This is a genomic window from Paenisporosarcina sp. P4_B8, from assembly GCF_056402175.1.
In genome coordinates this window covers 80174-86173 of the sequence record NZ_JBFUHX010000015.1, presented here as the reverse complement: position 1 = coordinate 86173, position 6000 = coordinate 80174, and the positions used below count along the sequence as shown (strand labels likewise).

1 protein-coding gene and 1 rRNA gene are annotated in these 6000 nt (G+C 41.5%); both read left to right on the top strand.

Going from position 1 to position 6000, the window contains the following annotated elements; all coding sequences use genetic code 11:
- Nucleotides 1-75 precede the first annotated feature (75 nt).
- Nucleotides 76-191: ribosomal RNA gene (gene rrf / locus AC1DSK_RS13830) — 5S ribosomal RNA — on the top strand.
- 1237 nt (nt 192-1428) lie between these two features.
- Nucleotides 1429-5496, top strand: a complete 4068-nt coding sequence (locus AC1DSK_RS13825) for a S8 family serine peptidase (RefSeq protein WP_477548649.1) — start codon at nt 1429-1431, stop codon at nt 5494-5496.
- The last annotated feature ends 504 nt before the right edge of the window (nt 5497-6000 follow it).

Here is a 6000-nt window from a genome sequence, read left to right as displayed (position 1 = left end):
ACTTAACCAAAATGAATTTGAATGGTTTTCAATGACCCGTTTATCCAGTTTTGAGTGAACAAACACTCAAAAAAGTCTAGTGATAATGGCAAAGAGGTCACACCCGTTCCCATACCGAACACGGAAGTTAAGCTCTTTAGCGCCGATGGTAGTTGGGGGTTTCCCCCTGTGAGAGTAGGACGTCGCTAGGCAAAATAAGAAACCGGTACCTTCCGAGGTATCGGTTTTTTTGTGATTTTTTTTAATGTTTGAACAGGAGCGCAGCGGAAACAAGACCATTAAGAGTTTTATGGCCAGCCATGTTTTTTAACCCTAACCCCTAAATGGGAGCCATTCCGCTGACGCTGCACGTCTCTTTTCTGTTGGAGAAGGATCACATATAGAAAGTCCATTAAAAGACGGTGTTGGTTCAGCAAGTAAACTTGCTCGTGAGACGAGTTTGAGCGATAAATGCTTTGATTTGAACGATAAATCTCTAGTTTGAGCGATAAAGTATCCAATCTGCACGATAAATCTCCAGTTTGATTGATAAATTTACAACTGTTGATTTTAAGCGAACAAACTTGTTTCATCCGCCTGTTTAACTTGGGTTATGAGACAATCGCCTATTACAAACCCCTAAATGGTGACGATTCTGCCGGGCGCAGCAGGGCTTCTTCTATTTGTGAAGGGTTTTTCAAGAAAATCCAGTTGAATCATTTGGTTCAAAGCGACTTGATGGCTTTACTAACTAAAAGAAGGTTAGATAGGTCGGGGTGGAAGCGCCCCCCTGCAAGAGTAGGACGTCGCTAGGCAAGTACAAAACCGATACCTATTAAAAGGTATCGGTTTTTTTGTGTTCATTTATGTATGAGTGATTAAGATGTGTGGAGTAGAAGTAAACAAAGTAATGAGGCTTAGAAAACTGGCTTAGCAATTCTTTATGCAGCGTAAGTTGGATAATAAAAAATCTCCCTTTAGACTTCGCACTCTAAGTAGCAATAACCATCCACATCGTTACTTAGAAGAATGATAACCTCACTATGTAGGTCTCACGTTGTGGCAATCCCTTTTACAAACTAAATTCATCAATTGCCTGGTCTATTTCGTCCTGAGATACCCAATATAACGATCTTGTTGTGCAGGATAACCATCTTTTGTAATATCATGCCGATATTCCTTAAAGTATTGTGCAAACTCAATAGTAGCTTGGTCATATTACGTAAAGAGTTTACTAGATATAAACTATCGATTTGAAATATTCAGTCTTGTTTCGACAAAAAACACTATTATGTATGCTATGTTAAATAATAACAACAAGAATTTCGCAACAGACACCATTGAGTACCTATACTAATTTGTAGAAAGGGGGAAGGGGTGCTTTTTTATGTACTTCTTGAAGAAGTAGGACGCTGTCGCTATAAAAATTGGAGGGGGATGAAGTTGAAGATGAAAAAGAAGGGTAATCTAAAAAAAATGTTCAGCATTGTTGCGACATTACTCATGGTACTTTCCTTAATTGTACCGGGAATAGCAACTGCGGAAACAAATAAAAAACTGCACCAATCATTAAATGACTCTAACGTACTTTCGGGGAACAAATTGAGCAGTAGTTTACTAGAAACATTCGAACAAGAGGACAGAGTTACTTTTCTCATAAAATTTAAAGAGAGTGCAGACACGGAAAAAGTAGCAGAGCAAGCAAAACAAGATGCCGGTAATGCAAATCTTTCGGCAAAAAAATCACAGCTCATGCAACGTTCCGCTGTTGTATCTGAATTGAAAATGACATCTCTTGAATCGCAACAAAATGTAAAACAGTATTTGGACATGCAAGTTAAGGCAGGGAACGCTAAAGATATTACGTCGTATTACATTGTCAACGGAATGGCTGTTACAGCTACAAAAGAAGTGGCGCAAAAAATAGCGACATTCGCTGAAGTTGAAAAAGTTCTACCGAATGAAACACGGGAACTATATACAACGAAAACCAAAAACGCAGTAACACCTGATTCCAATATCGCCAATGTAGAATGGAATGTTGACAGGGTCAATGCCCCTAAAGCTTGGGACATGGGTATTGACGGTTCGGGAACAGTCGTCGCGAGCATCGATACAGGTGTCCAATGGGATCACCCTGCATTGAAAGAGAAATACCGCGGCTACAATGCAGCGACAGGTGAAGTGAATCATGATTTCAACTGGTTTGATGCGACTGCAGGACAAGCAGCACCTTATGATGACCAGGGGCATGGTACACATGTTACCGGTACGATGGTAGGTGGCGAGCCAAATGGTTCTAACCAAATTGGTGTAGCACCTGGTGCGAAATGGATTGCTGTCAAAGCATTTTCAGCGGATGGGGGATCAGATAGTGATCTATTGGCAGCAGCGCAATGGATTTTGGCCCCAACAGATGCAAATGGCAATTCACGTGTCGACCTGGCACCAGATGTTGTGAATAACTCATGGGGTGGGGGTGCTGGTCTTGATGAGTGGTATCGCGACGTCGTTAAAAACTGGCGCGCTGCACAAATATTTCCTGGATTCGCAGCTGGAAATACAACGATATATAACCCAGGGGGACCAGGATCAGTAGCATCTCCGGGTAACTATCCGGAATCATTTGCAACTGGTGCGACCGACATTGACAATAAAGTGGGAGGTTTTTCCTTACGCGGTCCATCACCGTATTCGGAAATTAAACCAGATGTCTCTGCACCTGGAGCGAACATCCGTTCAGCAGTCCCGGGGAGTGGTTATGAAGGCGGTTGGAATGGAACATCGATGGCTAGTCCAGCAGTTTCGGCGATAGCGGCAATGCTCCGCCAAGTGAACGCGAACGTAACAGTCGATGAAATGGAACAGATTCTTTTAGATACGGCAGTCCCGTTGACGGATATTGAATATCCACAGACTCCGAACGATGGGTATGGATATGGACTTGTCGACGCTTATATGTCTGTTTCTGCAATCATTAATGGTCTTGGAAAGCTTGAAGGCCAAGTGGCGAAAAAAGGGGAGGATAATGAAGCCCCAACATTCACTCATACTGCGCCGATAGCTACATATGTAGGAATGGATCTCGATTTGAAAATCAAAGTGAGTGACAACATTAGCTTAGTATCCGTCGTACTGAACTACCAAGGTGCAAACGGAGAATGGAAAGCAGTGAATGCCTCTCAGAAGTCTGGAGATTATAAGTCCGGAGAATATGTAGCAACGATTCCAAGTGAGGAAATCGCTGGTGATTCGATCGTTTACAAATGGACAATCAATGACTTCGGGAATAACGAAGTAGTAAGTGAAAATCACACAATCGAAGTGAAACCAGCTATTACAGTTGGCTATTTCGAAGATTTTGAGAAGACACCAATCGGTTGGACTTCATTTGGGTTAATGGATACTTGGGAGTGGGGTGTACCGACATCCGGCCCTGGTAAAGCTGCATCTGGTGAAAAAGTGTACGCCACAAATCTTGAAGGTCCGTATGGGAGTAATATGAACGCAACACTCCTTATGCCTCCAATGGATTTGCCTGAAGGAAATGCCTACTTGCAATTCAAACAATGGCATGAATTCGAGCAATCATCAGCAGGGGCAGCTTATGATTACGGACATGTTTTCATATCCACTGATATGAAGGAATGGACACAACTACTCAAGATTCAAGGTCGATCAAGTGCTTGGTCTGAGACGGAAGTCGATTTGTCAGCGTATAGCGGTCAGCGCGTCTATATCGGGTTCAATGGATTTTCAGATGGAAATGTTGAAGAGGATGGCTGGTATATCGATGATGTCTCTCTAGTTGATACATCGCAAATTGGAAAGGTTTCAGGTGACAAAGGAAATACGGTGAATACCGAAAAAAGTGGTCTTGATGGTGTCAAAAAGCCAAACAATAATAATTCCGACGTGATTATAGAGAAAGGGAAAGATTTATTCGAAGAAGCGATTGACCCAACAACAATAAAGCCCGCATTGCCTGAAAAAGAAACAACACTAGGCGAAGGGAATCTCAACCCGATGGTCTTACCAATTGGAGCACAAGTGAGTGTACTTGAAACAGGACGTTCAGTCTATTCAAACCTTGCTGACGGGAAGTATTCGTTAATTCATGGCATAGGTACATTTACTACGAAAGCAGAAGCTTACGGATTCCAATCTAAAGAACAAACCGTTCAAATCGAGGCGGATAAATCGACACAAGCGAATTTCATATTAGAAGAACTACCAAAAGCAACGGTTAGCGGTACAATTACAGACAAATCAACAGGTGAAGGAATCGAAGGAGCGAAATTACTTCTCCTTGAAGATGCAAATATCACACCTGTAGTGACAGATGTAAATGGTAACTATTCCATCACTGCTTATGAGGGGGACTATACGCTTGTAGTGTTTGCAAGAGGTTACGGTGGTCAGAGAACTACCATTTCAATCGGCAACGATACGGCACTGGATCTTGAGCTTGAGCCGTATTATACGTACCCAGGTGGGGAAATTGGCTATGATGATGGAACAGAAGAAAATGCATATGCGTTTTTTGCAGCTGGAAATGCTTGGGGAGTGAAAATGACTCTTCCTGCTGGAAAAGAATCTGCAATCGTATCCGATGGCGTCTTCCGCTTCTCGGATGAGAGTTGGCCTAGACCTGGTGGAACTGCTTTTGCAGTAGAGGTGTGGGATGCAACAGGTGCAGATGGTGCACCCGGTAAGAAACTGGCTGGTCCATTTAGCGCGCAAGCAAAACGTGACGGTACATGGACAGTCGTTGATTTGACAGAATACAATATTGAAGTTGATAGCGATTTCTACATGGTCTATGTCCAGACGCAGGGTAGAACGAATGCACCTGGACTTGCGTCAGATACAAATACCCGGAACTCTAATAGGAACTATCAATTTGATGCAGGTTCATGGACGCCTTCACTTACAAGCGAAGGAAACTTCATGATCCGTGCTCGTGTCATCTATGAAGTGATTGAACCGGTTATTACATCACCAGTACAAGGCTTTAGTACTAATGAGAAAAACGGGGTAATCAAAGGAGCAGCGACTACATCGACGACAATCCAATTGATGAATAACGGAAAAGAGGCAGGTTCTACTGTAGTTGGTGATGATGGAAAATTCGCTATCCCAATGGAATTTGTTGAAGGTGCAAATGAGATGATCGCTGTGTCGAAGATGGGTGGTAAAGTAACAGGTAAATCTGCGCCAGTTACAATCATGCTTGACACGATCAATCCTAAACTGACACTCGACAATCCGATAAACGGTTATAAGACGAATCGTGAAACGGTGACAGTCGAAGGGACGGTTTCAGATGTCAACCTCAAATCAGTCCAAGTGAATGGTTTTGAGGCAGCAATTGTTGACGGCAAATATTCGAAGCGGATTTTGCTTGATAATGGTGTGAACGAAATTACAGTTGTCGCAACCGATATTGCGAACAATCAAGTTTCTAAGACAGTAACAGTAACAGCAAAATTCAAACACAAACTATCGAAACCTTAACACCGAACAAAGATCTTCATTTAGTTTCTGGTAAGAGTGTGAAAATTGAGTTTGATAGTGAGCCAGGGCATAAGGCAAATTTTACCTGGATTAAGATAACCGGCTTATCGATGCCAAAAAATATCAGAATCCTTTTTGTAGGTTATCAAATAGCAATTAAATCGAATATCTTTCAAAATAGCTTTTTTGGTCAAGGAATCTCATATTTTGCTTTCTAAATATGAGATTCTTTTTTATGTTATTTCATCATTTAATATAAAGGGGAAAATTATTGCAAAACCCTAAAGGAGCTGATTATTTGATCACCATTTTAGAATACATAAAGGAATTAACTTTTATATTAATATTCATTTCCAGCATTATTTATCGTAGGCAACTTAAGCTAACTAAGTGGAAAAGAAAACTTTCTAAAGGCGAAATGACAATGTATATAATTACTTCAATTGCAATTCCTTTTTACGGAATTACTTATTTTATTCTTCTATTGGGAACATAAATGGCGTT

Excerpts from the sequence above, each read along its gene's own strand:
- AC1DSK_RS13825 (WP_477548649.1), top strand. The coding sequence starts at position 1,429 with ATGAAAAAGAAGGGTAATCTAAAAAAAATGTTCAGCATTGTTGCGACA.